This window comes from Enterococcus avium ATCC 14025, assembly GCF_000406965.1.
In the GTDB taxonomy this organism is placed as follows: domain Bacteria; phylum Bacillota; class Bacilli; order Lactobacillales; family Enterococcaceae; genus Enterococcus_A; species Enterococcus_A avium.
In genome coordinates this window covers 881,075-907,897 of sequence record NZ_KE136357.1, presented here as the reverse complement: position 1 = coordinate 907,897, position 26,823 = coordinate 881,075, and the positions used below count along the sequence as shown (strand labels likewise).

General features: G+C 39.2%; 23 protein-coding genes. 18 read left to right on the top strand and 5 right to left on the bottom strand.

Annotation, left to right across the window (positions count from 1 at the left end; genetic code table 11):
• The first annotated feature begins 18 nt into the window (after positions 1-18).
• The 16 genes from OMU_RS04260 to OMU_RS04185 all read left to right on the top strand — a co-directional run bounded on the left by OMU_RS04260 (position 19) and on the right by OMU_RS04185 (position 17,824).
• Positions 19-1,230, top strand: a complete 1,212-nt coding sequence (locus tag OMU_RS04260) for a polysaccharide pyruvyl transferase family protein (protein ID WP_016178735.1) — start codon at positions 19-21, stop codon at positions 1,228-1,230.
• The gene (locus OMU_RS04255; RefSeq protein WP_016178734.1) at positions 1,227-2,645 is read left to right on the top strand and encodes an oligosaccharide flippase family protein; all 1,419 of its coding nucleotides are present in this window, start codon (positions 1,227-1,229) and stop codon (positions 2,643-2,645) included. Before OMU_RS04260 ends, OMU_RS04255 begins: the two co-directional genes overlap by 4 nt.
• Positions 2,638-3,363 (top strand): WecB/TagA/CpsF family glycosyltransferase, encoded by a 726-nt coding sequence (locus OMU_RS04250; protein WP_016178733.1) that lies wholly within the window; start codon positions 2,638-2,640, stop codon positions 3,361-3,363. The genes OMU_RS04255 and OMU_RS04250 overlap by 8 nt, the downstream gene beginning before the upstream one ends.
• The gene (locus tag OMU_RS04245; RefSeq protein WP_016178732.1) at positions 3,360-4,583 is read left to right on the top strand and encodes a glycosyltransferase family 4 protein; all 1,224 of its coding nucleotides are present in this window, start codon (positions 3,360-3,362) and stop codon (positions 4,581-4,583) included. The genes OMU_RS04250 and OMU_RS04245 overlap by 4 nt, the downstream gene beginning before the upstream one ends.
• A 21-nt stretch (positions 4,584-4,604) precedes the next feature.
• On the top strand, positions 4,605-5,375 hold the full coding sequence (locus OMU_RS04240) for a helix-turn-helix domain-containing protein (protein ID WP_016178731.1): 771 nt from the start codon (positions 4,605-4,607) through the stop codon (positions 5,373-5,375).
• Positions 5,376-5,613: 238 nt separating this feature from the next.
• Positions 5,614-6,300: a sugar transferase gene (locus tag OMU_RS04235; protein WP_016178730.1), complete on the top strand. Its 687-nt coding sequence runs from the start codon at positions 5,614-5,616 to the stop codon at positions 6,298-6,300.
• A 35-nt stretch (positions 6,301-6,335) separates the two neighbouring features.
• On the top strand, positions 6,336-7,109 hold the full coding sequence (locus OMU_RS04230; protein WP_016178729.1) for a YveK family protein: 774 nt from the start codon (positions 6,336-6,338) through the stop codon (positions 7,107-7,109).
• Positions 7,110-7,127: 18 nt separating this feature from the next.
• Positions 7,128-7,811 carry a CpsD/CapB family tyrosine-protein kinase gene (locus tag OMU_RS04225; RefSeq protein ID WP_016178728.1) on the top strand — a complete coding sequence of 228 codons (684 nt, stop codon included), beginning with the start codon at positions 7,128-7,130 and terminating at the stop codon, positions 7,809-7,811.
• A 63-nt stretch (positions 7,812-7,874) separates the two neighbouring features.
• Complete coding sequence (locus tag OMU_RS04220) at positions 7,875-10,754, top strand: immunoglobulin-like domain-containing protein (RefSeq protein ID WP_016178727.1); 2,880 nt, start codon at positions 7,875-7,877, stop codon at positions 10,752-10,754.
• A gap of 16 nt (positions 10,755-10,770) precedes the next feature.
• The gene (locus OMU_RS04215; RefSeq protein ID WP_016178726.1) at positions 10,771-11,271 is read left to right on the top strand and encodes a DUF4352 domain-containing protein; all 501 of its coding nucleotides are present in this window, start codon (positions 10,771-10,773) and stop codon (positions 11,269-11,271) included.
• Positions 11,272-11,443: 172 nt separating this feature from the next.
• A complete protein-coding gene (gene wecB, locus OMU_RS04210) occupies positions 11,444-12,601 on the top strand; it encodes a non-hydrolyzing UDP-N-acetylglucosamine 2-epimerase (RefSeq protein ID WP_016178725.1) in 1,158 nt (385 codons plus the stop codon).
• Complete coding sequence (locus tag OMU_RS04205; protein ID WP_016178724.1) at positions 12,591-13,544, top strand: LCP family glycopolymer transferase; 954 nt, start codon at positions 12,591-12,593, stop codon at positions 13,542-13,544. Before wecB ends, OMU_RS04205 begins: the two co-directional genes overlap by 11 nt.
• A 130-nt stretch (positions 13,545-13,674) precedes the next feature.
• Positions 13,675-14,154, top strand: coding sequence for an Rrf2 family transcriptional regulator (locus OMU_RS04200; RefSeq protein ID WP_270500905.1), 480 nt, complete (start codon positions 13,675-13,677; stop codon positions 14,152-14,154).
• An 11-nt stretch (positions 14,155-14,165) separates the two neighbouring features.
• Entirely contained in the window at positions 14,166-14,354 is a 189-nt protein-coding gene (locus tag OMU_RS04195) for a hypothetical protein (protein WP_016178722.1), read from the top strand.
• A gap of 49 nt (positions 14,355-14,403) precedes the next feature.
• Positions 14,404-15,387, top strand: a complete 984-nt coding sequence (locus tag OMU_RS04190; RefSeq protein WP_016178721.1) for a choloylglycine hydrolase family protein — start codon at positions 14,404-14,406, stop codon at positions 15,385-15,387.
• A gap of 406 nt (positions 15,388-15,793) precedes the next feature.
• Positions 15,794-17,824 carry a VWA domain-containing protein gene (locus OMU_RS04185; RefSeq protein ID WP_016178720.1) on the top strand — a complete coding sequence of 677 codons (2,031 nt, stop codon included), beginning with the start codon at positions 15,794-15,796 and terminating at the stop codon, positions 17,822-17,824.
• A gap of 220 nt (positions 17,825-18,044) precedes the next feature.
• Here OMU_RS04185 and OMU_RS04180 read toward each other — a convergent pair whose 3' ends face one another.
• Positions 18,045-18,989, bottom strand: coding sequence for an NADP-dependent oxidoreductase (locus tag OMU_RS04180; protein ID WP_016178719.1), 945 nt, complete (start codon positions 18,987-18,989; stop codon positions 18,045-18,047).
• Between the two features lie 68 nt (positions 18,990-19,057).
• Complete coding sequence (locus OMU_RS04175; protein WP_016178718.1) at positions 19,058-19,453, bottom strand: MerR family transcriptional regulator; 396 nt, start codon at positions 19,451-19,453, stop codon at positions 19,058-19,060.
• A 484-nt stretch (positions 19,454-19,937) separates the two neighbouring features.
• Between OMU_RS04175 and OMU_RS04170 the strand changes: the two genes are divergently transcribed.
• Complete coding sequence (locus OMU_RS04170; RefSeq protein ID WP_016178717.1) at positions 19,938-20,663, top strand: DUF1361 domain-containing protein; 726 nt, start codon at positions 19,938-19,940, stop codon at positions 20,661-20,663.
• Between the two features lie 219 nt (positions 20,664-20,882).
• On the opposite strand, the gene OMU_RS04165 is transcribed toward OMU_RS04170, so the two are convergent.
• The 3 genes from OMU_RS04165 to OMU_RS04155 all read right to left on the bottom strand — a co-directional run bounded on the left by OMU_RS04165 (position 20,883) and on the right by OMU_RS04155 (position 23,405).
• On the bottom strand, positions 20,883-21,572 hold the full coding sequence (locus OMU_RS04165) for a DUF2922 family protein (protein WP_016178716.1): 690 nt from the start codon (positions 21,570-21,572) through the stop codon (positions 20,883-20,885).
• A 57-nt stretch (positions 21,573-21,629) separates the two neighbouring features.
• Positions 21,630-22,013, bottom strand: coding sequence for a hypothetical protein (locus tag OMU_RS04160; RefSeq protein WP_016178715.1), 384 nt, complete (start codon positions 22,011-22,013; stop codon positions 21,630-21,632).
• A gap of 477 nt (positions 22,014-22,490) precedes the next feature.
• Positions 22,491-23,405: an AraC family transcriptional regulator gene (locus OMU_RS04155; protein WP_016178714.1), complete on the bottom strand. Its 915-nt coding sequence runs from the start codon at positions 23,403-23,405 to the stop codon at positions 22,491-22,493.
• 137 nt (positions 23,406-23,542) lie between these two features.
• Here OMU_RS04155 and OMU_RS04150 point away from each other — a divergent pair, with 137 nt between their 5' ends.
• Positions 23,543-26,821: a DUF5107 domain-containing protein gene (locus OMU_RS04150; RefSeq protein ID WP_016178713.1), complete on the top strand. Its 3,279-nt coding sequence runs from the start codon at positions 23,543-23,545 to the stop codon at positions 26,819-26,821.
• The last annotated feature ends 2 nt before the right edge of the window (positions 26,822-26,823 follow it).

Sequence of the window (26,823 nt, the reverse complement as noted above, 5' to 3'; positions counted from 1 at the left end):
GAAAGTAGAGGAATATGAGTGAAAGCAACGTTAGTTAGTTTTATTGACAGCTCAAATATTGGTGATCGTCTGATTGCGGAAACCTTATCGGAGCAGCTGTTAACAGGAATTGAGATAAAAAAATACAGCTACAAATTAATCGAAGAATCGCAAGTGAAGATAAATAAAAATCTGGTTCGACGGTCTAAACCTCATGATATCTATTACAAATATTTTCGTCAGCTTCCATTAATAAAAAATGTTGTCAGTAAAGGAAAGTGGGTACGGTCCCGAAGAAGAATGTATGACTCGGAAGATATTCAACGCTTTGAAGCAGCGTTGCAGCAATCAGATTTCTTAATGATTGGAGGAGGCAATGCGATTTTTGATCTGTCTCCAGCAACGTTATCCGCGCAACGCTTTGATCAAGTAGTTTCCTTGGCGAAGCAGCATCAGTTGCCTATTTTTGTCAGTTCCATTGGGATCGGTCCATTTTCTACAAAGAAACAGCAGAATGCGGCGATTGCTACATTAAAAAAATGTGATTTTGTCAGCTTTCGTGATAAACGTTCCTTGGAATACTTAAAAAATGCAGGGCATCCGGCAGCCTATGCGTCGGTTGATCCGGTCTTTCTTTTGCCGGAAGTAGAGACTTTCGAACAATTAAAAGCACAAAAAAAGCTTCAGCAACGAATCGGTATTTGTGTGATTGATTATCGAATTACCGGCTGTTCACGAAAAGACTATCTCAACTATTTAAAAGACATGAAGAATCTGATCCATGACTTAGCTGCTGCTAAAAAAGAGATCATGCTCTTTTCTTCTGAGGTGCAGGATTATGAAACGATTGAAACGCTCTATGTCGAGTTTCTTAAAGATCCTCAGGTGAATGTGGTCTTTGTAAAAGAGAAGGAGGACTTATTAGCGCTTTACCAGTCGTTGAACTTGGTCATTGGAACTAGGATGCATTCGATGATCGTGGCCGTCTCTCAATTTGTACCGATCATCGGTTTGTCTTGGCAGCAAAAGGTTGTTGAAATGTTCAAAAATCTAGGAATCGAAGAAGATGTATTGGCGATTGCTGACTTGAGCAAAAAAAGAGAAATACTGTCGAAAAAGATCGATGAAAAACTGGAAAATACCGATCAGGAGCTAATAGAGATGAGGCGTCACAAAGAAGAAATGCGGCGAGCGTTTGCGATCAATTACGAGATTATTGATACTCTTCAGCAACATTTGGTAGATGTATGAATCAATATAAAAAATTATTCAACGATTCCATTGTTTTCGCTATTGGTAGTTTTGGCAGCAAGCTCATTACCTTTTTCTTGGTGGGATTTTACACCTATTATTTGAGCAAAAGCGAGTACGGAACAGCCGATTTACTGATCAACTCAGTCAATCTTTTGCTCCCAGTTGTTAGCTTGAGTGTTTCCGAAGGCGTTTTACGTTTTGTTTTAGATAGTAAAGATACTTTGGAAAAGGTCAGCTGGTTGCGTACAGCTATCAGAATTAATTTTTTGGGACTGATAGTGACAGGTATTTGTGCGTTTCTTTTCTATCTTTTCGGCCCACAGCTGGAAATTTCTTCCTCAATGGGTGTGTTTAGTTTCCTTTTACTGACGATTCAGTCCATTCAACTTATTTTTATGCAGTACATAAAAGCGATTGGAAAGCTAAAGATTTATGCCTCGAACGGTATTTTACTTTCGTTATTAACGTTGGTTTTAGGCACCGCTTTCTTTCGCCGTTTACCCAATAAGCTGGATGCCTATTTTTTGTCACTTGTATTGGCTAATGGGATTTCATTAGTGTTTTTGTTTCTCAATATTTCTTGGAAAGACTTATTCAAAAGCAGGAAGAGCTGGAATCCGCAACAAGGAAAGCAGCTAATTACCTATAGCTTGCCGTTGATTCCTAATTCCGCGATGTGGTGGATTCTGACAACCTCTAGTCGTTTTATTATGACCTTCTTTTTAGGGGTAGCAAGTAATGGGATGTATGCAGCTGCAAGTAAGATTCCCAGTCTGTTATCGGTGATTGGTTCAATATTTCTGCAGGCTTGGCAGTTGACGGCTGTTGAAAATTATCGCCAAAAGGATGCAGGGGTCTTTTATCAAAAAGTCTTCAATCATTATTGTACGCTGCTGCTGGTTTTTTCCAGTTTGATTTTATTATTTTTAGATCCATTAGCCTCTTTGCTGTTATCAAAGGAATTCTATTTTGCTAAAGCCTACATTCCATTATTGCTAGTAAGTAATTTTTTCTCCTGTATTTCTGGTTTTCTAGGCACAACCTATATCGTGGTGAAGAGAACAAAAGGTGTCTTAACGACTTCTTTAGCAGGAGCAGCAGTCAGTTTTGTTGGAAGTATTCTGCTTATACCGCTGATAGGAATCAACGGGGCTTCGATCGCTTCCGGACTGGGTTTTTTCATCATCTTTTATTTACGAAAAAAGGAAACGAATCGGTTGATGGCAAGTACGTTAGCAACAAGACAAATGCTGCTTCAGTTTGGGCTGTTGGTTTTACAAATATTTCTTAATGAGGGGTGGCTTTTTTCTAAAACACTCGGCTTTATCAGTCAAATGTTAATGATCGCAGGCATTATTTTCATTGATTTATTTCAAAACAATCTAATAAGAAGGAGGGGGCGCAATGAATAAAATTGAACTGTTTGATCTGTTGATTGATGAGGGAAACTTGAAGGAAACGGTGGATGAAATGCTCGCACGCATTCAGCGCGATGAAGTAATCGAGCATGTAGGCGTCAATTCCAACAAGGTGGTCTTGAGTCATCGAAATGCTCAAATAAAGAAAATCATTCAACAAGCTGATATGGTAAGCGCGGACGGCTACTCGGTTGTTCGAGCCTGTCGTTGGCTAAAAAAGAAAAATATCGAGCGTGTTACCGGGATTGATACAATGCTGGAGCTTCTCAAACAGGCTGAAGAAAGGGGTCTGACCGTTTATTTCCTAGGTACGAAGGAAGTAATCCTTAACCGACTACTAGAAGTACTAAATCAGCAGTATCCAAAATTACAGATTGTTGGCGCGCAACACGGCTATTTCAAGGATGAGCAGACGGTTGTTAACAAGATTGCTGCCTGTCAACCGCAAATGTTGTTCATCGGTATGACTTCCCCTTATAAGGAAGAGTTCGTCAGTAAATACAAGAATGAATTGAATGCCAATTTGATTATGGGTGTCGGCGGAAGCTTTGATGTGTTAGCTGGTGAGATTTCCCGAGCACCGGTCTGGATGCAGCGCAATGGGCTGGAATGGCTGCATCGTTTTATGAAGGAACCGCAGCGGCTCTATAAGCGTTACATCTTTGAGAATATCTATTTTGTTTACTTATTAGTACAGGAGAAATTTAAATGAAGAAGCCGCGTGTCCTGGTGTTAACTTATGGAAAATTGCCGATACCTGCAGTAAAGGGCGGGGCAATCGAAACACTCTTAGATTCTTTGATTGAAGAAAATGAACAGCAGCAACAAGTAGAACTGATTGTGCTGTCTGGGGCTGATCCCGCTATTTCCGCTTTCAATCAAACCCACAAACATACACAAGTAATTTCCGTCAAAACAAAAGAGCGACCTTTATGGTGGCTGCTTCAAAAATGTTGGAACAAGGGGCAGCAACTTTTCACGGGAAAAAGAAAAAATCTTATTCTCTATCCAGAATTAATCAAAGCAGCTAAGCAGTATCTACAAAAAAATACAGTGGACTGCGTGATTGATCTGAATTGTCCTGAACGCATTCCTGCTATCCGTTCCTTTTACTTAGGCAAGCTTGCCGTTTATTTACACAATGATTACTTAAATCCCCAAACGTTTAAAGGAAAAGAGATTCTTCAGAAATTAGATGGTGTCTTATCGGTCTGTGATTTTCTTAATGATCAGGTGCGTCAAATCAACTATACGAAGGACTGGCCGTTTCTTTATCGAATAAACAATGGAATTGCGCTAAAAGAATATCAACCAGCAACAAAAGAAGAAAAACAGAACATTCGCTTAAAACTGAACTACAGCCAAACTGATTGTGTCATTGTCTTTTCAGGCCGAATAACGGAAACCAAGGGTATTCATCTTTTGTTTGAAGCATTGAGTCAGCTTGATTCACTGGAGAATGTAAAGGTTTTGGTATTAGGCGGCACTACATACAGCTCCGCTGAAAAGGACGGCTATTTCAAAAAAGTGCTGGCACAAGCGGAACACTTGCCGATTGAAGTGACATTCACAGGATATATTGAAAAACAGCAGATTCCTAATTACTTGAAGGCGGCAGATATTTGTGCCGTCCCATCCATATTTCATGAGACCTGTTGTCTTTCGGCAGTTGAAGCTCAGGCAATGGGAATCCCTGTGATTGCGACTAGAATCGGCGGGATTCCTGAATATATCAGCGAAGAAAGTGCGTTTCTGATCGATTATGACGCACAATTTGTAGAAAATTTTGCGACTGGACTAGATCACTTGAACCATGATCAGACCCTTCGACAGCAAATGAGGGAAGAAGCGCTAAAGGAGAGGATGAGGCACTCACAGGAACGCTATTATGATGAATTTGTAAACTGTATCAACCATTTCGTTGATGAATGAACGGAGAAAAGGAGACTGAAAATGAAACTATTAATTTTAACAAAAAATATTTTGGCTGAAACCAGTTTTCAAAGCAAGCTGCAGCAAATGAATAACGAAGTATTTTGCAGTACGTGCTTATTAGATGCCTGCTATTCGATGGATCAAAAGATGAGTTATCTGCTGTCCTGCTTTGATGCGGTCATATTAAGCGAAACAATTTCTTATCAGGAGATTGTTGATTTACTCTCTAATATTCGTGAGCATGTTCCTGCTATCGTTAGAAAATATGAAAGCGAATTTAGCAAAAGCTTTGAAGAAGAGCAGACCGATTATGTCATTGATCAGCGGATAAAAGGGGATGCATCGTTAGAAGAAATTCGCGAGCTTTGTCAGACGATGAGCCCAAAAAGTACAGAAATACGGAAGGAAAGCAGCTATATCTATAGCAAAAAGAAAACACCTGAAATTAATTATCATTTTTATAATTTCGGCTTTTCTAAACGGGAGAGCCGGATGCTGATGTGTCTATACGAAAATAGAGGGCAGTATCTTTCACGCCAAGAAATGTGCCAAAAAATTTGGAACGAAGAGCATGCTTCGGATTCGAAAATGTCCGCATTGTCTAGCTGTGTTCGTAATATCAAAGAAAAAGTCGAAAAAAGCGGTATAGATTTCAATCCGATTGATACCGCATGGGGAAGAGGGTATCAGATGTCAGATGAGTTCTATCATCTGATACAAACAGAAGCAAAACTCAAAAAGAGTGATGCTCACCAAATTCTTAACGTGCCTGAGAATATTTTTCTTTAAAAGTAGCAAAAAAATTCAGAAAACAGACAAAAATAGAAGGAAACTGAGCGTTTTTAATCTTTTTTCATTAAAAATAATGTGAATTTATGGTAAAAAACTAAAAAAACCGTCACATGTTTGATGGTTCAAGGCGTCTCTTCTGTTCTATTATTAGTTTGTTAGTTGTAATTATTCTAAAAAAAAACAGATGAAATAATGAAGAAAAATATATCGGATTTTTTCGATTTTTGGAAGTGAAATGATGAATAATGTCTATGGAAATAACTCATCCATCAATACTGTCGAAATAGCAGAGCATAACAATTTAGCACCCGCTAGTTTTCTTGCAGGAAGAACCAAACGATTGATTGATTTAATCGTGAGTGCAGCAGGATTGCTGGTCCTTGCGATTCCCTTTGCTTTTGTAGCCTTGCTTATAAAATTAGAAGATCCTAAAGGTCCGGTTTTTTTTAGTCAGACCCGCGTCGGTTTAAATGGAGACTATTTTCTTTTGTACAAGTTTCGAACGATGCATGTCGGAGCTGAGGATGAACTAGCAGATTTAATAAAGAAAAATGAGATCAAAGGTGCGATGTTCAAAATGAAATGTGATCCACGTGTGACGAAGGTGGGTCAATTTTTGCGGAAATTTAGTATTGATGAATTCCCACAGCTCGTCAATGTCTTAAAAGGGGAGATGTCCATTGTAGGACCGAGGCCCGCGCTGCCGCGAGAAGTGGAACAATATTCAGATTATCATCGTCTTAGATTACAGGTGAAGCCTGGATGTACAGGTCTTTGGCAGGTGAGTGGGCGCAACCGGCTCCATTTTGAAGAAATGATTCAGTTAGATCTGAGCTATTTAACAAAAGGCAGTTTTCTTTTAGATGTACAAATTATGTTAAAAACTTTGCTGGTAATCATTACCCGTGACGGGGCTTATTAGCTTAACACATTAATTATCGGAGGCAACAAACCACTATGGATGAGAATTTAAATTTTTCTTTTTTTGCACGAACAATAAAAGAAAAGCTACCAACTATTATGCTTTTTAGTCTCGTCGGATTACTACTGGGCGGCTATATTTCTTTTTTTTGGATCACACCGCAATACAGTTCGCAGACGCAAATGATTGCTGCGGCGAAAACAAATGAAGAAAACCTTTCGAATGAAATCACGGCCAATCTCCAATTGGTAAAAACCTACAAGGAATTGGTATTAAGTGATTTAGTCTTAGGTCAGGTACAGGAGAAGCTGAAGTCTGAAGAGAATCAGCAGATGTCAATGAGTGAATTAAGGGAGGCCATTACACTAGAACAGCAGCAGGAATCGCTTTTTTTTTCGATCCGAGCTGTAAGTGATCGTCCAAGATTATCGGCTCATTTGGCAAATATCACTTCGCAAATCTTTCAAGAGGCTTTAGCAGAAAGCCAAATCCCTGGAGAGATCTCAATTACTTCGGAGGCGACAGCAAGCCGTTCTCCGATCTCGCCTAATCATAAATTAAATTTAGTTCTAAGCTTATTTATTGGGGGGTTGGTCGGCTTTCTATTCGTTCTGCTGCGAGCAAGTGTGGATCAGACGATCAAATCGGAGCAAGCCGTTTATGAGATTTTTGAAACCAATGCATTAGGAATCATTCCTTATACCACAAGTGTGGATATGAAAATGTCTGCCAAGGATAAGGACCTTTTGAAAAGAAATTTGTCGGAGGATACGGTGCATATATCCAGAAGACAACGAAAAAGAGTCTAAATTTAGGAGCGTCACTACATGAAGGAAAGAGAAACACGCTTAATATCGATTGAGAATCGATTTTCACCTATTACCGAACAGTATCGCAATGTTCGAACGAGTATTCAGTTTGCTTCCTCCTCAGGTCAGCCGTTAAAGCTGCTTTTGGTCACCTCTACAGAACAAGAGGAAGGAAAAACCACCGTTGCGGCGAACTTGGCAGTTGTTATGGCGGAAGCAAATAAAAAAATATTACTGATTGACGGAGATTTACGTCGCGCAACAGCAGGTAAATTTTTCACTACCTATTCGAATCGAGCAGCAGGTCTAAGCACCTTGCTAAGTAATCTACGTAGTGAGCCAAGTGAAGCCATTCAAAGTACGCAAGTTAAGGGCTTGGATTTTTTACCAGCGGGTCCGATCCCGCCTAATCCATCAGAGCTGTTAAATTCTAATCGCTTAAATGAAATTTTTCGGCAGCTGGAAGAACAGTATGACTATATCATTGTTGATTCACCACCATTATTAGTAGTTACAGATGCTCAGATTTTCTCTTCAAAAGTCGATGGCGTCATTTTAGTAGTCCGGGAAAATCGTACGAAACGAAATAATTTAGTAAAGTGCAAAACCTTGCTTAAACGGTCAAACGCCCGTTTAATCGGCTTTGTTTATAACGGAGCTAAATCTGTGAGTGCTGGAAACTATAAATATTATAAATATTAGGGGGTGATCGATGGATAAGCGGTGTTTTAAATCAATGATAAAAAAAAGAAAGGGGTAAAATTAGTGAAGAAAAAGAAATTATTAACAATTGGGGCTAGCAGTTTAATGTTGCTAAACTCAGGCTTACTACCGGCCACAGCTTTGGCAGAAGAAAAAGCTGCAGGAACTGAGGAGGTAGCACCGGAGACAAAGGGGTTAACAACTGACAGCTTGTCGGAGGCTCTTCCTGAGTCGAGCGCTGAACCTGTACAGGAAACAACCGAATCAAAAGAAGTACCTACCTCAGAAGTTCCGACTACAGAAAAGGAGGATACTTCTAAAGATAACGAAGAACAAGAATCAAAGACGGCATCGATCAAACCGATGGATTTGGGATTGATTGCTTGGGGGAAAATTGGTTTAAAAACATCAACAGATAAAGAATTAGTGATCAACAACCAAAAAACAGAAGGTATTTTAACCGTTGACCTAAATATTACACAAGTAGCAAACTTAGGGATTGCAGACAAAACGTATTATCAAGTGAAATTACCAAATGAATTTAAGCCATTGCTAGAAGACCCGCGCTTTATTAACTATTTATCTGGTGAAATGAAGGCTTACAATCTTGGTATTCCAATCAAATCGTATACGTACAAATCAACAGACATCAAGGTTGATCCAGATAACTGTTCACTGATTATTCAAAATCCAAGTATTACAACAGTTATTGGTCTTTTCCCACATGTTTACACTTCAGTAAGTATTGATTTAGGCGGATTTGTAACGGATACAGAAATTCGTGTGCCAAGTTCGTTAGACGGAAAATATCATTTCAACACCGCTTTAACACAAGATAACAATGTTATTGACTGGACAGTCGGTGGTGGTAAAGAGTCAAGCGGTTACTTAGAGTATGCGAAGCTTGACCCAGCTTATGGAACTGAAAAACCTGTATTAACAGCTGAAAATCGCAAAATTGTTTTAGGTGACGACTTTACAGGGTCATTTGCCATGAAGGGTGTTTCCGCAATTGACAAGGAAGACGGCGATATCACTAAAAACATCGTTATTACAGATAATCAGGTGAAATCGAATGTTCCTGGCGTCTATCCTGTAACCTACAAAATTGTTGACAGCCACGGTTTGTCAGCTACGAAAACAATCGAAGTAACAGTTGCTCAAAACACACTACCAGTAATTAATGCTGAAAACAAAGTAATCGAACAGGGCGAGCCTTTTAATCCATTAGAAGGAATTACTGCTCACGATGAAGAAGATGGCGATTTGACATCAAAAATCAATATTAAATCAAACACCGTCAATACAAATGTCCCTGGTAAATACTTCATCACTTATTCGGTAGAAGATAGTCATAAAGGTATTACTACCAAAGATATTGAAGTTGAAGTGAAAGCAACGAAGCACAGTATTACTCCAAGTGACTATACAGTCGGAAATGGATTAATCACAGGAACATATGAAGGCAACGTTTCATATTTAGAGTTTTACGTGGACGGCCATTTAGTATCTACTGGCGGAACATTTAAGGATGGAAAATTCGCTTATGAAGTAAGCACTGGCTTGATTAAGAAAAATTCTAAAGTCGTGTTAATGGCTTATGACAAAGATAAAAAGAAATTAGATGAAAAAGCAGTAAAAGTATTGTCTAATTACAGCGGCACACTTTCTGCTTACGATTATACAGTTGGCGATGAATATATTCGCGGAACCTATAGTGGTGACGTGAAGAAAGCCAAAGTAATCGTTAACGGAAAAGTTCTTTCTTTAGGTGGAACCTTCAAGGATGGGGAGTTCAGCTATTGGGTTGGTAAAAATGCCATTCAAAAAGGCGATAGTGTTTTTGTTAATGGGTATGATGTCGACGGCGATGTGTTAACTCAAAATAACAAAGTAAACATCCTAGCTGCTCCAGAAGCTAAAGGAACAATTACACCAAATAAATTTACCGTTGGCGCTGTTGAAATTACCGGAACATACACTGGCGATGTGAAAAAAGCGAAATTGTATGTGAATGACAAATTAATTTCACAAGGCGGAACCTTTAAAAACGGAAGCTTCACTTATTATGTGGGCCAAAATGTTATTTCAAAAGGTTCAAATGTCCGTTTAGTTGCTCTTACTTCAGACGATAAAGAGCTGGACACTAAAAATGTACAAGTAGAATCAAACACATCTGGCACAATGGTAGCGGACAGCTATACAGTCGGCGATGAATACATCACTGGTAGTTACAGTGGCGATGTGAAGAAAGCGAAAGTAATTGTCAATGGAACGGTTCTTTCTTTAGGTGGAACCTTCAGTAATGGCCGCTTTACTTATTGGGTAGGACCGTCAAGAATTAAAGCTGGCGACAATGTCTTGATTAACGGATACGCCCAAAACAATGCGGTATTGACTCAAAATAATCGTGTAACTGTGAAACAAACACCCGCTCAAGCAGGAACGATTACACCTAGTCAATACACAGTAGGCAACGGAGAAATTACCGGAACCTATACTGGTGATGTGCGGAAAGCTCGTTTATCAGTCAACGGAAATGTTATTTCATGGGGCGGAACCTTCAAAAATGGTCAATTCACTTATTATGTTGGCAGCAGCATTAAAGAAGGCGATGTTGTCACAATGAATGCCTATGGCGCAAACGATGTATTGCTTCAGGAAAATGTGAAGGTCAACTTTACCAGCTCTTCATACAAGGGCAGCATTTCTCCAAATGCATATACAGTTGGTGCAGTTGAAATTACGGGTATTTATGTGGGCGATGTGAAGCAAGCTCGTCTTTATGTAAATGGTGGTTTGATTTCAATTGGCGGAACCTTCAAAAATGGAACCTTCAACTATTATGTAGGCAACGCAATTAAAAAGGGCGACACTGCGTACCTAGTAGCTTATGGTCCAGATGGTAAGGAATTAGATAGAAAAACAGTTCAAGTTAACTAACGAACGGAGATTTTGAATGAAAAAAATATTATTAAGTATTGTTGCAGTTTGTTTTTTCTTAACGGGATGTGATACGTCGAGTAATAAAGAAACTGACGGCAGTAAGGATACTTCTGCTAAAGTATCCGAAGTTACCATGAAAGACGGATTAGACACACCTTTTACAGCGGATGGGGTCGAAATGAAAATCACTGACGTATCCACCAGTGAGTCTGTCGATCAAGCAGATAAGCCAAAGCAGCTCGTTACCTTTACAGTTGAATGCAAAAATATCGGTACTCAAGACAAAGGGGTAGGGGCGATTGATTTTCAATTGGTGACAGATAAAAAAGATAAAAAGAATAAAAAAGATAAAACATACAACGTAACTGAGGAAATGGAAGCTTTTGGCGGTGTCTTAGAGCCCGAAAAAACTTCGAAGGGCAAATTGTTTTATTTGATCGAACCAGGAGAAAAACCAACAAAATTGGCCTATGCTCCAGCTGACAAAGCCCTTAAAACATGGAATCTACAATAATAGATTTTTTCATTGATCAATATTTGGCGAGAACAATCAATCTTTTTATTATTTAGATCTTCAATTCGCTTGTTTTATGTTTAAAATCTAGAGAATCTTGAAGGAGCTGATGACACTCTCCTTCAAGATTCTTTGTTGTATGAGACAAATTATTAAATAAAGGGAGATACATATGCCGATAAAAGTAATGTCGATCTTTGGTACTCGACCGGAGGCTATAAAGCTGGCGCCTGTGATTAAGCATTTGGAGAAGGATTCGCGCTTTCAATCTAGTGTTGTTGTCTCTGGACAGCATAGAGATATGTTGGATCAGGTCTTGGACTTCTTTCAAATTATGCCAGATTATGATTTGAAAATCATGAAGGAAAAACAGAGTTTGAGCGATGTGACGGTGAGAATTATTGAAGGTTTGACCCCTATCTTGGAGGCGGAAGCTCCAGACGTGGTCTTAGTTCACGGAGATACTACAACCACATTGGCAGCGGCGTTATCCGCTTATTACCAGCAGATTACTATAGGTCATGTCGAGGCGGGACTGCGAACTTGGAAAAAGTATTCCCCATTTCCAGAAGAAATCAATCGTCAGCTGGTCGATTCATTATCTGACCTGTGTTTTGCGCCAACTGCAGATAGTGCTGCTAATTTAATGAAGGAAAATTGTTCTAAGGAGCAGATTTTTATTACGGGAAATACCGCCATCGATGCAATGAGATACACCATTCGTAAAGACTATACTCATCCCAGTCTTATTGATAATGACAGGCGCCGTTTATTAGTCACGATGCATCGAAGAGAAAACCTAGGCAGACCGATGACGGAAGTTTTTCAAGCATTGGCTCAATTAGCAGAAGAGAAAAAAGATATCGAGATTATTTTTCCCATGCACAAAAATCCGGCAGTTCGTCAGCTTGCTGAACATGAGTTGGGTAAAATTAAAAATATTCAGCTGATCGAGCCATTAGATATTTTTGATTTCCATAATTTTGCGCAACGCAGTACATTGATTTTAACCGATTCTGGAGGTGTACAAGAAGAGGCGCCTTCACTTGGGGTGCCTGTGCTGGTGCTGCGTGATACGACAGAACGACCTGAAGGAATAAAAGCAGGAACGTTAAAACTAGTGGGGACTAAGAAAGAGACTGTTTATCAAGAGGTCAAAAGATTGCTGGAGGATCAAGGAGCTTATCAAGCGATGGCTCAAGCGGCGAATCCTTACGGCGATGGTCAGGCAAGTAAACGTATTGTGACTATCCTCGCACAGACTTTTAGTGATAAAGCGATGAAGGCTGAAGAATCTGAAAAAGTAATGGAGCACAAGAATGGGAAATAAGCGAAAAAGAAATGGGCCACATAGAGTACTCCGAATGAAAAAAGTCCTAACGATTCTAGTGTCTACGTTACTAGTATTGATTCTGTTGCTCACTGCAATTGCGGCAAAAGTTCTCTACGATGTAAAAGAAACTACTGAAGAAGCCTATGAGCCTCTGGCTAGAACACAAAAATTAAAGACCGTAGACTTAAAACAGCAGGAACCTTTCAGTGTATTATTACTCGGAGTGGATACCGGCAGCTTGGGGCGCTCAGAACAAGGGCGTTCTGATACGATCATGGTGGCTACAGTCAACCCTGAAAAAGAAAAAACTGTATTGGTCAGTTTGCCCCGTGATACTTACGCTGAAATCGTTGGACATAATACAATGGATAAAATCAATCATGCGTATGCGTTCGGAGGTACAGCGATGACGATCGCTACGGTAGAAAAATTACTGGATATTCCAATTAATTACTACGTGTCGATCAATATGAAGGGGATTGAATCCCTTGTTGATGCAGTTGGAGATATTGAGGTTTCCAATCCTTTTGCCTTTACCTATGAAGAAACAGAATTTCCAAAGGGCTCTCAGCGATTAGACGGAAGTAATGCGTTAAAATATGTTCGCATGCGCTATGATGATCCTGAAGGAGACTATGGTCGACAGGCAAGACAACGTCAAGTCATCGCTGGAATTATGAAGCAAGCACTCAGTATCAAAGGGATCAGCCGTTATCAAGAAATATTAACGAGTCTTGGCAGTACGATCAAAACGGATATCTCTTTTAGTGATCTAGAGATAGTAGCGAGAAAATACCGCAGCGCCTTTAGCACGATTGAATCAGATCAGGCAAAAGGAGAAGGATTCATGCAAGATGAAATCTCTTATCAGCGTCTATCTCCAGAAGAATTAGCCAGAGTTCAGCAGTTGTTAAAAGCAGAGCTAACTACGGGAACATAATACGAAATCCCTCCTATTAAACACTTCGTTTTCCAAGTCACCGTTGTTTTCAGACATTGAAAAATCTCCAACTTAACTGTAGACAAAAAATATCCATGGATATATAATGTCTGTAGAAAGAGGTGAGTACTTGAAATTATCATCGTCCTACGTCCAAGCTATTGGAATTTTAGTTATGTTAGCAGAATTACCGGAAAATGACTCGCTAAAATCGAGTGAAATCAGTAAGCGAATGAATGTCTCACATACGTACTTACAGAAGATCGCGACGAAATTGAAGCACGCGGATTTAATTGAATCTTATGCGTCTAAGCAGGGCGGATACAAATTGAAAAAGCCTAAAGAAAAGATCAATTTTCTCGATATTTTCTTAGCTGTTGAAGGGGAAACGCCATTTCTTTCCCATATCAATCTGGAGCCCATCGATGCGATGTTCATTGACCAAGATTTAGTCGCCGAAAAAGCAGAGGTCGTGAAGGAAATTCATAGAGATGCTCAGAAAGCATATCTGAAACAATTAGAGGCTCGCTTATTAACAGAGATTTTACCAAAAGATGCGGACGGTCAGTATTTGATCATTGATTGGAAAAAAATAATTAACGAAGAATAGGAGAGAGTAGTATGTCATTTAAAGATGAAATTAACAAATTAAAAGAAAGCTTTGAGCAAACGAAAGAACAAGGAGCCAAATTAGGCGAAAAATACAGTGAAGAAGGAAAAAGTATCGGAGAAGAGTACGCAGAAAAGGGCAAGGCTGTTGGAAAACAGTTTAAGGATATGTCCTCTTCAGTCAAGGAGCGTTTTAAATAACCTGTTATAAAAGAGTATAGGTCACTTATTTTTGAGGGAGTAATCGATTATGTGTACTAGTTTAACGTTGACAAATCAAGCGCAGCAGCATTTTTTAGCAAGAACCATGGATTTTGGCTTTCAGCTAGAAGGAAGACCAGTCGTGATTCCCAGAAATTATGTATGGAAAAAGCAATTTAATGGCTCGCAACAAACAAAATACGGCTTTCTTGGGACGGGGCGAAATCTAGGAGAGTATTTTCTAGCAGATGGGATCAATGAAAAGGGGCTTGCAGTTGCAGAGCTTTACTTTTTAAATGAAGCCAAATACAGCTCTGAAGAAAAAGAGGCGTCTGTCAATTTGGCTCCTCATGAATTTATTATCTGGCTACTAGGTGAGATCGAAAGCATTTCTGAATTGCGGAAGCGAATCGCCGAGGTACAGATTGTTGAAAAGGAAGTACCGGTTTTAGGTTTTGTACCACCGCTTCATTACATCGTAACTGATAAAACCGGTGAAACTGTGGTGCTTGAATCAGATAGCGGCGAATTGGTAATAAAAGATAATCCAGTTGGCGTCATGACAAATAGCCCAGAGTTTGGCTGGCATTTGAAAAATTTGAATAATTATTTGAGTATTCAACCCAACAACTTTTCAAATAAAAAAATCAATGGGTATGAAATCAAGCCTTTCGGTCAAGGTTCCGGCACGTACGGGCTGCCTGGCGGGTATACTTCACCAGAACGATTTGTTCGAACCGTCTACTTGCGAGCATTAATTGAATCAGGAGAAACCGTCGATGATTCTTTGAATGCGATGTTTAAAATTTTGGACAACGTTACGATTCCAAAGGGTGTGAACATTAAAAACGATGGCTCGATCGACTATACGCAATACCGAGCTGTGTTTGATGTATCGAACGGCACTTATTACTTCAATCCGTACGAAACACAAGAGATTTTTGAACTGACATTGACTGAAGAACTGTTAACGAAAGACGGACCAGTTGAATTTAAATATCCAACAGATTTCAAAACGACAAAATTAAATTAATCGCTAATAAGACAAGCTATTTGAGGTGAAATCTTTCAAACAGCTTGCTTATTTGTATGTAGCAGATTGGATAAATAGGAAAAAGCATCGGAAAGTATATATAAAAAAATTAGGTCATATATGAAGGAAAGAATCATCCGTTTCTTTCGTAGTAAAGAAAAGGAGACCTTTGTGATTCTAATAATGACCGTATTTTATTTAAAGTTGAAATTATATCCGCTGTCTTTTCATTGGGCGTTTAATTATTTGCCAACCATATCGTTTGAGGTAAATAAACGATCATTGAATAGATTATTCCATCGGATTATGAATAGATCATCAAAGAACGAGCTGAGCGATATACAATCATTTTAACTGACTCGATGCTATAATTTGATTGAAATAAATCAATATGAGGAGTTTTAATATGAAAAATAAATTATTTTTTTGTATTGGTTTTATTGTGAGTATATTTTTTCTTACAATTGGAACGCACAGTGTATCGGTAGACACCAATCGTTTTAGTTATGAAACCAATAGTTCAGGAAATAAGATAGCGGATGGTGTTGCTGACGGCGATACGTATAACTATGGATACCAAAATACGGCCGAAATCCCTGTCGATAGCGAAGGGTTTATTAATTATCAAGATCAAGCTTATCTTAAAAAGACAGTTGCAGAAAATCCAAGCAAACAAGGCCTATTCGATGTGACGTTAGACATCAAAGGAAATCAAATCACTTATCCTCTAGATATCGTACTTGTAATTGACTATTCTTCTTCTATGAATGGAGAAAAGTTGGCAAATGTGCTGAAAGGGTTACAGGAATTCGGAAATGAATTAGGCAGCTCCTTATCCAATGGAAACGTGAAAATTGGAATCGTTGCTTACAATCGGTATGTGTATGAAACGAATGGGTTTACTAATAATTTAGATGACTTGGAGAATTTTTTGAGAAATATCGCTGAAAGTCATACAGGTACGTTTATGCAAAAAGGTCTGATTGCAGGGGATACTCTGCTTAAAAATCAAGGACGACCAGAAGCTGAGAAAATGATGGTTCATATTGGTGATAGCAGTGCCAATCGTAGTTATCTGCCTTCTGAGAATGCTCAAACTTATAACAATACTGGAGAAATTATTGATTACAATGGGTTTCACACCGCTATTTATTATAAGGACTTTCAAACAAACTCAGAAAAATTCAACACGAGCGACAATATCTCTGACACCAATGGCACGCTCGTAGAAAAGAGTGTTGTTACAGATGCAACGCTAGGAACAGCTGTCGCAATCAAAGAAACGGGCGTTCAATTGTATTCCATTGGAACGGCACCAACTAGTCGAGGAGAGTATATCGCTAGAAATCTCGCAAGCAGTGAAAAAAACTATCACTCAATCGATGAAAACCTAACTGAATTAGGAGAAGCATTAAAAGGTATTGCGAACGCTGTGGACAATACAATTCCTAATGGGACGGTCAGTGATCCGCTGGGGCAGGGAATTCTGTTACAGGGCAGTGGCAATTTCAATTCAGATGCATATACTCTTAAGGGCTGGCGCAAAAATGCAGAGAATGAGTGGGTTTCAGCTGATGATTTAATAACAAATGTTGCGGTAAATGAAAACAATCAAGTCATTACCTTGTCGAATATCTCATTGGGATCGAATGAACGGATCACGCTTACGTATTCAATCAGAATCGACACGGAGTCCAGTGATTTTCGAGGGGAATACTGGTACTTGTGCAACCAACGGACAACGTTGGACCCGACTGGTGACGGCAACTTGCTAGATTTTCCGATTCCATCAATTAAAGCACCAAAAGTACAATTAGGTGTTGAAAAAAAATGGGAAAATGCGACTGAAGATTTGATTCCTAACCAAATAGATTATCAAATCAAGCGCTCTCCGTTGGTAAACCAACAGGCCTGGAACGTGTCACCAACGCTTTCTTTAACAAAAGAGAACGGGTTTAAAACTAAGATTTCCAACATTTCAATTGACGGAAAAACGAGCGATCTTCCTTTGTACAATAACGCAGGCGAGACGATTGCTTATACGATTCAGGAAGTGAATATTCCAGAAGGGTTTGAAACCTCTCTAAATCAAGAAAACAATCAGTTTACACTGACCAATACGTATAAAGATATAACGCCAAGTACAACAGAGCCAAGTACAACGACGCCAAGCACGACAACGTCAAGTACAACAAAACCAAGTACATCAGTCAAAAGTTCCGAAGAATCTACGTCAGGAACGACTAGTACGACGAAAAAATCGCAATCAAGTGATTCAAGTAGCACAACTAGTAACGTTTTAACAAAGACTATCCCAAGTAGCAACACCCAGAAGCAATATCCAAAAACCAATGATTCGAAAAGTAGTTTCTTGTGGGTAATTTTTGGCATTAGTTTGTTTGGAACAGCGGGTTATTTGCTAAAGAAAATGTGGTAATGAAAAATTGAAGTAAATAGAGGCCCTTTCTTGATAAAAAGAAGGGTCTTTTTTTCTTTATTGTCCTTTTGTATACATCATAGATAGCACAAAAAACGTGTACATTCTTGGGCTATGTACACGTTTGTGTGTCTTTATTTTCTGAAGGAATATCTATTAAAAGCGAAGTGTGACTAAATAGGATACTGGACAGAGATGTTCTTCAAGCTAATACGTTTTCCTAATCCTTCACATGAATGACAATTTTACCTCTAGTATGGCGTCCTTCGATCATTTCATGGGCCTTTTGAACATTCTCAACTGAGAGCGGCATGATTGTTAGCTGCAAGTTGATTTTTCCTTCAAGTGTGAGGTTGGCAAGGGCTGTTAAGTCCTCTGATGTCCCATTTGTAAATTGAAAACTGACTTGTTTTTGTTGATCCTGCTGCTGTTCAGGAGTAGGCTGAGCGGCAACTGTTACTAGTTTTCCATCAGCTTTCAAAACGTTTAAACCAGAGTCAATATCTCCCGCCGTATCAAAAACGGCATCATAATCCTGCAAAACATCTCCTGGAGAAACTTGATTGTAGTCAATCAGTTCATCGACGCCCATTTCCTTCAGCAAAGCATGATTAGATGGACTTGCAGTGGCAGCTACGTAGGCTCCTAAAGCTTTAGCAATTTGTACAGCGATCAGACCAACGCCGCCAGCGCCTCCCTGGATCAATATTTTTTGGTTTTCCTGTAGGCTCAGATTCTTCACGATGGCACAATAAGCGGTCAAACCAGCAATTGGTAAAGCGGCTGCTTTATCAAAGGATAATCCAGCAGGAATTGGAGCAATCAATTCTGGTGTGGTAATAATTGATTCGCTGTAGGTCCCGTTATTTCCTGGTCGCACAGTGGGGGCATTACCAAAAACAGGATCGCCTACTTGATAACTAGTCACGTCGCTGCCCACTTGTGCTACCAACCCGGCAAAATCCCAGCCGAGAACGATCGGAAAAGACCATAGTTCGTTAAAGGGTTTATCCAGCATACCTAAACGACCAGCGATATCCATAGGATTAATACTAAAGGCATGGTTGGTGATCAAAATCTCGTTTTTCTGTAATGGTAATTGAGTTAGTTCTGTTTCTTGTAATTCTTGGGCTGAACCAAATTGATGAATTGCTATTGTTTTCATTAAAAAACCTTCTTTCAAATTTACTCACATCATAAACTATGGGCTTAACCACATAGCAATAAGTTTGTTTAATTTTTATTCGAAGATTTTCGTTCATTGAGATACTCAATTTTTTTATCAATGAATTCAGAAATTTCTATTAGCTGTTGTATATGCTCTTGTAGAGAAACTTGATAGTCTTGATAAACTTTTAGATGTTTCTCGATTGGATCATGGTCCGAAAATTCCTTCAGCAGGGTTAACTCCATTCCGGTGTACTGAAAGATCCTAATTATTTGCATCCGTTGGAGATTATTTGCAGAGTATCGTCGGTAATTATTGGTATCGCGTTTAATGGAACCTAGAATATCCAGTTTTTCATAATAACGTAAGGCTTCTTTAGTAAAGCCTGTAATCGCCATGACTTCCTTTGTAGAGAATTCTGTTTGGTTTTTGGGAATATCAAATAATTGAAATTGAGCCATTCGTGTTATCCTTTCTTTTTTCAAGATGCGGAGTTACTCTTACGATCAAACTACATTGATTGTTAATAGTCCACCATTGATCAGCCATTTGTGCTGAAAATTGGGCAGGAAGGGGGCACGACCTTTCCAGATTCATTAAAGAACTGACCGCTTGTATTAGTTAAGGATACATCTGTTGCCAGCATAGCACCAATCGGTGGATTTTTTTTGATAGACGAGCAAATAATGGACCGATTATTTTTAGTAAAAGACCGCTACTTTCTGTACCATAACTAGAATCAGAATTATTTCCTAGATGAAAAATATTTTGTAACACTGATAACTTTACGAATTGAAAAATTAGTATCACGACGATACTCTATGATATTTGTACTTGAATTTACGAGGTTGTCTGTATTTCAATGGCAACTTATGTTAGAACTAGTAAGCAAAAGTTTTAGTCTTGGTTGCGATAGAAGTAAAAAGAAAAATATGGAGTGATATTTTGTCCGTAATACTAATAGTTACCATTTTATTCAATTTATTTGCGATTGGGACGATCGTGATTCGCCCACGCTTGTTTCACACAAAACTGTTTAAACCAATGGTCCATAATTTCAAGCTTTCACTTATTCCGGTGGTCATTTTGGTGGGTACGATTCTCACCCAGCTGTTTATTTCTTGGCTAGGGGCCGTTCTTCAAAGTAATCTGGTTACCAGTATTTCTTTAGCCGTACTAGTTATCGGTTTGATCGCTTGGTTTTTATTTTTGCCGAACTCCGGATATTTGATCACAGAATTGAATTTGACTCACCGAGAAGTGGATAAAGTGGAAGTGCCGATTTGGTATGACATTATTTCTGTACTAAGCTTAGCCATCTCGGGTGTCTTAAATACAGCACTGAATATTCTATTGCTTCAATTCTTAGTAATCATCTATATTGATCCGCAAACGATTAATCAGATTAATACGCCATTATTTTGGACACTAACAGGGCTGATCTTCCTATTATTGAGCTTTGGAATTTATTTAGGGCGTTACATTCGCTTCAACACATGGGACTTACTGCATCCAAGAACGTTTGTGAAAAAGTTGGTGGACCATTTTAGCATTAGTAAAAATCGGCGAGATGGGTTCTTATTTACGCTTCTTTACGGAATTTTTCTCGCAATGTTTTATGCCTTAACTTTCTTAAATCCGTTGCTACAATTGATCAGACAAGGGAAATAGACTCATCAGATAACGTTGCCGTATACTATTAATTCGGAAAGACAATACGTTTAAAAATTGATAAATAGCAGAATAATTATCCCTCCGTTGGAACAAATGGGGGCAGGTCAAATAGCCCGCAGCTTTTGCGGGCTTAAAATTTGCACTCACCTTTTCAAATCCTGCACACTTCCGCCTCATCCCAACGTTGGATTTTTTGATAAGACGGAAGTGTGCTACTTATTCTCGTTTGCGCATACGATTGAGCAGACGTTTACGTTTCTTCTTAGGTTTTGCTGGCGGCGATTCTTTATTTGCGGACATGACTACTTCTTCTGCTTCCTCCTCATATTTCGCCGTAATGATCAGCTTCACAGGCGTTGCTTGCTCATCTACCGACAGATCCTCCACGGTGACACCGGCTGGCAAACTGGATGTAATCATCGTCAGCGCCTGACTTTCACTGATATCCTGCGGGTTCACACCCATTGGCAGCTGGATGGTTTTGATCAACCAGCCTGGTTTTGGCTGCTCTTCGGTGATTGTGAAATCCTCTGGAAAGCGGATGTGTCCAGTACTTTTGTTATTTTTTACAGACTGCATCTGTGGTTTTTCTTTTGCAACAGTCGTTTCTACAACTGGCTGTGCGTCAGCTGCCTCCATCATGACATTCATTGGATCGTTGGCGGGTTGCTCGATTTTTTCTCGGTCATCAAAGATCGTGCGGACTTCTCGAACGATTACTTTGGCGTGCAAAACTTCTTTGAATAGCGCAATCCCGTCTTTTTCAAACAGGCCGATCTTGGTTAATTTGGTTAATGCTGTTTTGACTTGATCCGCGGTTTTGGTGGGATCAAAATGTTTAAATTTCAAATGATGGGGCTTGCCAAGTTCGTCGGCAAATTCCGCATCTAACGTAATCGTTTTCATTTTTTGGTTTTCTTCCTTTCGTTTTTCGTTTTTCTTCACTTGGACTGGAAATCACCTTCATGATTCCGCAAATCCTGTTAATGGTTTTTCGGTGATCTGGCTCACTAATTCCTCCGCTTCTTCAGCGACATAGGTTTGCGCTGGGAATAATTTCGCGGATAATAATTGCCATTCTTTCTTTCCAAAATAATCGGTAAAATAAATATAATAGCGACGCATCGCGGCAGTCGAGCGGGTTTTTAAGAAAATGTAGTTCGCTAATCCGCGTAACACACTCTTGAATTCTGATTCGCAGAGTTCTGCTCTAACTTGCAGTGCAATCAACAGTTCGATGGTGGCCGTGCCATCTTTTGTCTCATGGTAAAACTTGCGAATGCGTTTTTCGATTGTCTGCCGTGACAACGTAAACAGTTTTTGTCTGGTGATGCCGTATTCTTGCAAATAGGTCACTCCTTTCTTGAAATCATTCTTTATTGAGATATCTACACTAACAACATACGCCTATTTTCGCGGAATTTACACACCAAAAATTTGATTGCAACTAAAATATAAAAATTCTAATCTAAGGAATACGACAACCACGCGTCAAATACCTTCATAAAATAACTTAATCAAGAAATAAATACCCGAATTTTTATCTAAAAATAAGAAAAAAGCCCACGAAATGATGGGCTTTTGACTTGATTAGAGCAGAATACCTATCATCTATAAGGGGTGAATATAGTGATATCAGCATCTTTTTTAAAGGAGTTATTCACCAAAAAGAAATGCGTCTCATATTTTTGTTGCCAAGATTCGTCTAAGTTTATTTAAAAAAAGTTTGGATGTGGAATTTGTGATGAGAAATTTTGATTATGTGAATGATTTTCTAGAAAAAAATAGGCTTTGATTGATCCTTACTATTTGACAATATATAGTTTAAAAATCTTTAGTAAAATTTTTAAACGTGGGCACATACCGCTCTCGATAAGCCTTTGGGGACATATGATTGTATTTTTTAAATAGTCGTGAGAAATAATAGGGGTCATCATAGCCAAGCTCTTTTGCAATTTCAATAATTTTCAATTTAGTGATTCTAAGTAATTTACAGGCTTCGTCCATTTTTAATTTGGTGAAAAAGCCAATCGGGGATTTTCCGGTTTCCTTTTTGAAAATTTTATTCAGATAACTTGTAGAAACGTTAAACTTCTGTGATAAGTCTTCAAGGGTTATGAACGCCTGTAAATGCTGGGCCATATATTGAATACACGCGGTTAATAGATAATCCTTTTTTTGATTTGAATGTGTGGTATCAAGGTAGTAGTAAGAAGTTACTAAAATGTGTCGTAATAGATTGGCGATGAAAATGGCGTTTTCTAAAGTATAGTTTTTTCGATCCATTGAAAAAAGTTCAATTAGACTAGACTCTAGAATCTCACGCTTTTGTCCATCACTCATAGAAGCCAGAGTGAAGCTCTGAATTGGGAGCTGTTCAATTAAGGGACTGGAAAAATGGACCCAAATAATCGACCATGGATCAGCATCGTTTGAATAATAGTAATGAGGAATCTTGGGTGGAATACAAAAAATACTGAAGGGCTGTATCGAAATCTTTTCCCAATGGTTCTCTGTATAAATACAAATCGTTCCTTGACCTTCTTGACAAAAAAACATAATAGCTTCATCAGCGCCGTCCAATCGCTCTCGATAATGGTGTTTTGCTTTAGGATAATAGCCTAGCTCAGTAGCATAAGTATGCTCAACTAGCGGATGCGCAAGATAGCTTGGGAAGTTCATCGTTGGAAATTTAACATAACGTTCGTTCTTAAATCCATCTCTTTTTCTCTGCTTCATAAAATTCTCCTCGGTTTATTAAATTCTGTCTTATGAAGAAATTATACGATATTGTCCATCTTTTGTAAAAAGCTCTATTTTATTAAAAACGCTTCCAATTTATACTTTCATTATAAGTTAAAAGGAGGCAGCAATGAATGAATCAAGTAAACAGCGTTCGCATCTGGGAAGAAACGGTCACTATTCCAACCTATGGAGTGGCTGGACCAGATCACAATCCCCGTTTTTATGAAAAGCGTGCTTATCAAGGGAGCACAGGGAAGGTTTATCCTTTGCCGGTAACTGAAAAAATTTATGATGAAAAGAAGTATCAGGAGTATCATGCGGTATTTATTGAAAACAAATACCTTAAAGTCATGCTTTTACCTGAGCTAGGTGGTCGTATTCAACGAGCGATCGATAAAACGAACGATTACGATTTTGTCTATTATAATCATGTGATCAAGCCGGCTTTGGTAGGACTGACAGGACCTTGGATTTCTGGGGGCATCGAGTTCAATTGGCCGCAGCATCATCGTCCAACGACCTATTCTCCAACTGAATTCAAGCTGATGGAAAATGAAGACGGTTCAAAATCCTTATGGGTCTCGGAAATTGATCAAATGTACGGCACAAAAGGCAGTGCCACCTTTACCTTATATCCGGATAAAGCGTTCATTGAAATCAAAGGTCAGCTGTACAATCGGACAGATCTTCCCCAAACATTTTTGTGGTGGGCTAATCCTGCAGTACCTGTAAATGATTATACGTCATCAATTTTTCCACCGGATGTAACCGCTGTTATGGATCATGGTAAACGAGCTGTTTCGACTTTTCCAATTGCGACTGGTGAGTATTATAAAGTCGATTATTCGGCGGGTGTCGATATTTCAAAATATAAGAATGTGCCTGTTCCAACCTCTTATATGGCAGAAAAATCAGATTTTGATTTTATTGGGAATTTTGATGAGCAGTTAAATGCAGGCTTATTGCATGTAGCCGATCATCATGTTTCGCCTGGGAAAAAGCAATGGACCTGGGGAAATGGTGATTTTGGTCAAGCATGGGATCGTAATTTAACAGATGAAGATGGACCTTACATCGAGTTAATGACTGGCGTCTTCACAGATAATCAACCGGATTTCACGTGGTTGAGACCTTATGAGGAAAAAACTTTTACGCAGCATTTTATGCCGTATAAAGGGGTAGGCCATATTAAGAACGCGACGATCGATGGCGCAGTAAATATTGAAAAAGAGGAACAAACAGGTATCGTGAGTGTCTATGTTACTGGTGAAGAACCACAGTGTCGCGTAAAAGTTTACAATGACGATCAATTGATTTTTGAAGATAAAGAAGATTTATCACCAGCTGATACGTATCGAAAGGCATTTGATTTGCCAGAAGCAATCTCTTCAGAGGCAAACTTGAGAGTCGTTGTCCAAGACCAGTCTGGTAAAGAACTTGTCAGCTTTCAAGAAGTGAGCTGGCCAGAACCAGAGATTCCAGAACCTGCTGAAGCAATTCCCGTACCAGAAGAGCTAAAAACCACCGAGGAATTGTTCCTAGCGGCTACCCATCTTGAACAATATCGTCATGCTACAAGAGAGCCGGCGGATTATTATTTAGAAGGCTTGAAAAGAGATACCACTGATATTCGTTTAAACACAGGATACGGGACATTATTATTTAGACGCGGACAATTCACAGAAGCGAAAACTTATTTAGAAAAGGCCATAGCTAAACAAACTTGGAAGACACCAAATCCTTATTATGGTGAGCCTTTATTTCAATTAGGATTGGTTTTGGAGATGTTAGGTGAAAAAGAAGACGCCTTTGATACTTTTTACAAAGCCACATGGAATGATGATACGCAAGGAGCGGCATTTTTCAAACTGGCTTGCTTAAGTGCGCAAAAAGCAGAATGGGAAAGAGCTGCGGAGTTTGTTCAACGAGCGTTAATTAAAAACAGCCATCATATGAAGGCGCGAATGCTGGAAATTTTAATTTTGGAACAGCTAGGTTTTGAGGTAGCAGAAAAAGTAAGCGAAGCGTTGGCTATCGATCCGTTAGATTTAGCGATTAATCGAAAAGCGGTAGAGCTTAACGGGACACCAGAAGATTATGTTAAGGTGATGCGTGGCGAGCTTCAGAATTATTTGACAGTCGCTCTTGATTATCGTCAATATGGTTTCACTGAACAGGCATTAGCAGTTCTATCAGAATGTCCAGCTTCTTCGCCGCTACTCGGCTATTATGCAGCTGGGTTATACCTAGAGCAAGGCGAGAATGAAGAAGCGAAAGTAGCGATTGCCGAGGGTGAAGCCGCGGATTCAATCTACTGTTTCCCAAGTCGCCTAGAGGAGCAGGTATTTTTAGAAAAAGCGATCGAGCTAGTACCAGAAGCCAGTCATGCAAAATATTATCTTGGCAACCTGCTTTACGATAAGAAACGCTACGACGAAGCCATTAAGTTGTGGGAGGAAGCCGCACAGACATGGTCAGAGTTTCCAACTGTTTTCCGGAATTTATCCTTTGCTTACTACAATAAACGAAATGATCCTAAACAAGCACAACAGATGATTGATCAAGCATTTTCGTTGGACACGACAGATGCGCGGGTTTTACTGGAAAAAACACAATTAGAAGCGATGACAGGTGTTTCGGTATCGGATCGTTTAGAAACATTAGAGCGATACCTGAAGACTACTAAGGATCGCGATGATTTGTTCATTGAGTATTTGACCTTGCTGAATGTAACGGGTCGTCATCATGAAGTCTTACAGGAAATCGAAGGACGCATCTTCCATCCGTGGGAAGGTGGAGAAGGCAAAGTATCTATGCAGTATACCTATGCTTTGACTGAACTAGGTCGTCAATTGATTGATACAGATCCTAAAAAGGCTGAGAAAACATTAAAGGCGACATTTAACTATCCGCATAATTTAGGAGAAGGTAAATTACCTAGCAATCATGATAATGTGGCAAATCTTTATCTAGGACGTCTATATAACAATCGTGGCGAAAAAGACAAAGCAAACGTACACTTCATTGAAGCCACAAAAGGTATTCAAGAACCGGGAAGTGTCTTGTATTACAACGATGAACCAGCAGATGTGTTGTTCTATCAAGGCTTGGCTTATCAGGAATTAGGACAGCAGGAACAGGCGGCGGCTAAATTCGATTTATTACTAGAATACGGTCGAACACATCAGAAGGATACGGTTGAATGGGATTTCTTTGCAGTCTCGGCACCAGCCCATTCTGTCTACGAAAATGATATCCAGTTAGATAATGAAATTTATTGTATCTATCTTCAAGGCTTAGGTCATCTAGGAAAGGAAGAAGAACGAGCGGCCAAGGAATGCTTTGAAAAAGTTTTGAAACTGAATCCGGCACATCAAGGCGCTATCCAGCATTTACAACTGATTAAGTAATT

What these genes read in the sequence shown, in the direction of transcription:
- OMU_RS04255 (WP_016178734.1), top strand. Translation starts at nt 1,227, where the DNA reads ATGAATCAATATAAAAAATTATTCAACGATTCCATTGTTTTCGCTATT.
- OMU_RS04250 (WP_016178733.1), top strand. Translation starts at nt 2,638, where the DNA reads ATGAATAAAATTGAACTGTTTGATCTGTTGATTGATGAGGGAAACTTG.
- OMU_RS04245 (WP_016178732.1), top strand. Translation starts at nt 3,360, where the DNA reads ATGAAGAAGCCGCGTGTCCTGGTGTTAACTTATGGAAAATTGCCGATA.
- OMU_RS04240 (WP_016178731.1), top strand. Translation starts at nt 4,605, where the DNA reads ATGAAACTATTAATTTTAACAAAAAATATTTTGGCTGAAACCAGTTTT.
- OMU_RS04235 (WP_016178730.1), top strand. Translation starts at nt 5,614, where the DNA reads ATGATGAATAATGTCTATGGAAATAACTCATCCATCAATACTGTCGAA.
- OMU_RS04230 (WP_016178729.1), top strand. Translation starts at nt 6,336, where the DNA reads ATGGATGAGAATTTAAATTTTTCTTTTTTTGCACGAACAATAAAAGAA.
- OMU_RS04225 (WP_016178728.1), top strand. Translation starts at nt 7,128, where the DNA reads ATGAAGGAAAGAGAAACACGCTTAATATCGATTGAGAATCGATTTTCA.
- OMU_RS04215 (WP_016178726.1), top strand. Translation starts at nt 10,771, where the DNA reads ATGAAAAAAATATTATTAAGTATTGTTGCAGTTTGTTTTTTCTTAACG.
- wecB (WP_016178725.1), top strand. Translation starts at nt 11,444, where the DNA reads ATGCCGATAAAAGTAATGTCGATCTTTGGTACTCGACCGGAGGCTATA.
- OMU_RS04205 (WP_016178724.1), top strand. Translation starts at nt 12,591, where the DNA reads ATGGGAAATAAGCGAAAAAGAAATGGGCCACATAGAGTACTCCGAATG.
- OMU_RS04195 (WP_016178722.1), top strand. Translation starts at nt 14,166, where the DNA reads ATGTCATTTAAAGATGAAATTAACAAATTAAAAGAAAGCTTTGAGCAA.
- OMU_RS04190 (WP_016178721.1), top strand. Translation starts at nt 14,404, where the DNA reads ATGTGTACTAGTTTAACGTTGACAAATCAAGCGCAGCAGCATTTTTTA.
- OMU_RS04185 (WP_016178720.1), top strand. Translation starts at nt 15,794, where the DNA reads ATGAAAAATAAATTATTTTTTTGTATTGGTTTTATTGTGAGTATATTT.
- OMU_RS04180 (WP_016178719.1), bottom strand. Translation starts at nt 18,989, where the DNA reads ATGAAAACAATAGCAATTCATCAATTTGGTTCAGCCCAAGAATTACAA.
- OMU_RS04175 (WP_016178718.1), bottom strand. Translation starts at nt 19,453, where the DNA reads ATGGCTCAATTTCAATTATTTGATATTCCCAAAAACCAAACAGAATTC.
- OMU_RS04165 (WP_016178716.1), bottom strand. Translation starts at nt 21,572, where the DNA reads ATGAAAACGATTACGTTAGATGCGGAATTTGCCGACGAACTTGGCAAG.
- OMU_RS04155 (WP_016178714.1), bottom strand. Translation starts at nt 23,405, where the DNA reads ATGAAGCAGAGAAAAAGAGATGGATTTAAGAACGAACGTTATGTTAAA.
- OMU_RS04150 (WP_016178713.1), top strand. Translation starts at nt 23,543, where the DNA reads ATGAATCAAGTAAACAGCGTTCGCATCTGGGAAGAAACGGTCACTATT.